2 protein-coding genes are annotated in these 2,436 nt (G+C 70.4%); one reads left to right on the top strand and one right to left on the bottom strand.

From position 1 onward, the window contains the following. The coding region (locus ACWDCZ_RS40425; protein ID WP_449818600.1) for an SOS response-associated peptidase at nucleotides 1-830 on the top strand (830 nt) is incomplete at its 5' end. A 63-nt stretch (nucleotides 831-893) separates the two neighbouring features. On the opposite strand, the gene ACWDCZ_RS40420 is transcribed toward ACWDCZ_RS40425, so the two are convergent. Beyond that, nucleotides 894-2,108 (bottom strand): IS110 family RNA-guided transposase, encoded by a 1,215-nt coding sequence (locus tag ACWDCZ_RS40420; RefSeq protein WP_074003531.1) that lies wholly within the window; start codon nucleotides 2,106-2,108, stop codon nucleotides 894-896. Between the last annotated feature and the right edge of the window lie 328 nt (nucleotides 2,109-2,436).

The following is a 2,436-nucleotide window of genomic DNA, read 5'->3' as shown; positions in this document are numbered from 1 at the left end:
ACGGCACCCTGCGCCTGCAGGGCACCTACGACGCGGTCATCGCCGCCTGCATCGACCGGCTCCGTACCGCGTGGCAGGCTGGGGGCATGTGCGGCCGCTTCGTCTCCACCACCACGCCCCAGGACCTCGTCTCCCTGCTCGGGGAGCTCCGGTGGGACCCGGCCGAGACCTTCGCGCCGAGCTGGAACGTCGCCCCGACCGACCCGGTCCCGGCCGTCCTGGAACGCGTCGACCGGGACACCGGCGAACTGCTGCGCCAACTGCGCCCGCTGCGCTGGGGCCTGGTCCCGTCCTGGGCCAAGGACCCGTCCGGCGGCGCCCGCCTGATCAATGCCCGCTCGGAGACCGTCGACACCAAGCCGGCCTTCCGCAAGGCCTTCACCACCCGCCGCTGCGTGATCCCCGCCGACGGCTACTTCGAGTGGCGCGAGGTCCCCGCTGCCGCCGACCGGAAGAAGTACAAGCAGCCCTACTTCCTCAGCACCGGCGGCCTGATGCTGATGGCCGGCCTCTACGAGTTCTGGCGCGACCCCACCCGCCCCGAGGACGACCCGCTCGCCTGGCTCGCCACCGCCACCGTCATCACCACCGACGCCACCGACTCCGCCGGCCGCGTGCACGACCGGATGCCCCTCACCATCGCCCCCGACGACCTCGCCACCTGGCTCTCCCCCGCCCACACCGACCCCGCCGAACTCCACCACCTACTGCACAGCCCCGCCGACGACACCCTGCGCGTCCGCGCCGTCCCCACCACCGTCAACAGCGTCCGCAACAACGGCCCCCACCTGCTGGACACCGCCCCGGACCCACTGGGCCTGGCGGACTGAGGCCGAACCAGGGAGATTCCCAATGATGTTGTCAAGCCAGGGCGGTGACGCCTCGTGACTGCCTTACTGCGCTGGGGCGGCGTTCTTGGGCGCAACTGCATCGAAGGTGCGGCTGTCGCGTATGAGGGCCCAGAGCACGTTGAGACGGCGCCTGGCGAGGGCCAGGACGGCCTGCTTGTGGGACTTGCCCTCGTCGCGCTTGCGCCGGTAGAACGCCTTCGAGACGGGGCAGTGGACAGCGGCGACCTGGGCGGAGAGGTAGAACATCCGCAGGAGTCTTCGGCTGTAGCGGCGGGGCCGGCGGAGGTTGCCGCTGACCTTGCCGGAGTCGCGGGGCACGGGGGCGAGGCCGGCGACCCCGGCGAGGCGGTCGGGACTGCCGAAGGCGGCCATGTCGCCGCCGGTGGCGGCGATGAACTCGGCGCCGAGCATGTCGCCGATGCCGGGCATGCTGGTGATCACCTCGGCGTGGGGGTGCTCGCGAAACCGGCCCTCGATCAGGGCTTCGAGCTCGGCGATCTCCTGGTCGAGGGACATCACCTCCCTGGCCAGGGTGTGGACCATCCTGGCGGCGGTCTTCTCCCCGGGAACGGCGGTGAACTGGGCCTCGGCGGCCGTGACCGCGGCTTCGGCCGTGCTCTTCGCCGTGGGCGCGGTGCGCACGCCATGACTCTTCAGCCAGGCCGCCAGTCGGGCCCGACCGATGCGCCGGAGTGCGGCCGGCGTCCGGTAGCCCGTCAGCAGCACGAGGGCGCTCTTGGAGACGCTGTAGTCGAAGGCCCGTTCCAGGGCCGGGAAGTACTCCAGCATCTGGGCGCGCAGCCGGTTGATGGCACGGGTGCGGTCGGCGGACAGGTCCATGCGGCGGGCGGTGAGGATCTTCAGATCGACTGCGATCTCGCCGGCCTGGTCCAGCGGTTGCAGGTCGCGGCGCATGCGGGCGGTGTCGGCGATGACGAAGGCGTCCTTGGCGTCCGTCTTCCCGTTGCCCCGGTAGGCGGCCGAGGCGTGGTGCACGGTCCGGCCGGGGATGTAGAGCAGCTTCTGCGAGTGGTTGACCAGGAGCGCGATCCACAGCGCGGCGCCGCCCGCGTTCAGGTCCACCGCCCACGTCACCGGGTTGCCGTCGGCCAGCTCCAGGACGTCGCTGAGCAGTTCCAGCAGTTCGGCCTCGTTGTTCGGCACCCGGCGGGAGAGCACCGTCTTCCCGTCCGTGTCGATCGCCGTGCAGTGGTGCTCGGCCTTGCCCGCATCCGTCCCGGCCCACAGTTCGGGCATCCAATCCTCCTCGCTCGACGTGCCTGTTCACAGTCCCAGCAGACGACCTCGCCGACATGTCCATACGAGCGATCTTGTTCCGCGCATCCCAATCAGCGGCCGAGTCGTCGCGGGATGCCGGGCGGCCAATCTCCCTCAGCCACGGACGCGGCAATGACATGACAGCCACACCCGGCATCCCTGGGTGCCCTGATCTTACGAATGACCAGAACGATCCCACGAAGAAAGGTATGGATGTCATGGCTCAGCAGATGGAACCGACGACCGGGCAGAAGGACACGGCCGAGGGCGGTCGCGCTCCCGAGTCGGCGCAGGAACAGCTCCTGTG

It is taken from the genome of Kitasatospora sp. NPDC001225, from assembly GCF_053597855.1.
Note: the sequence above shows the minus strand (reverse complement) of the source record. Positions and strands in the feature narration are given on the sequence as shown.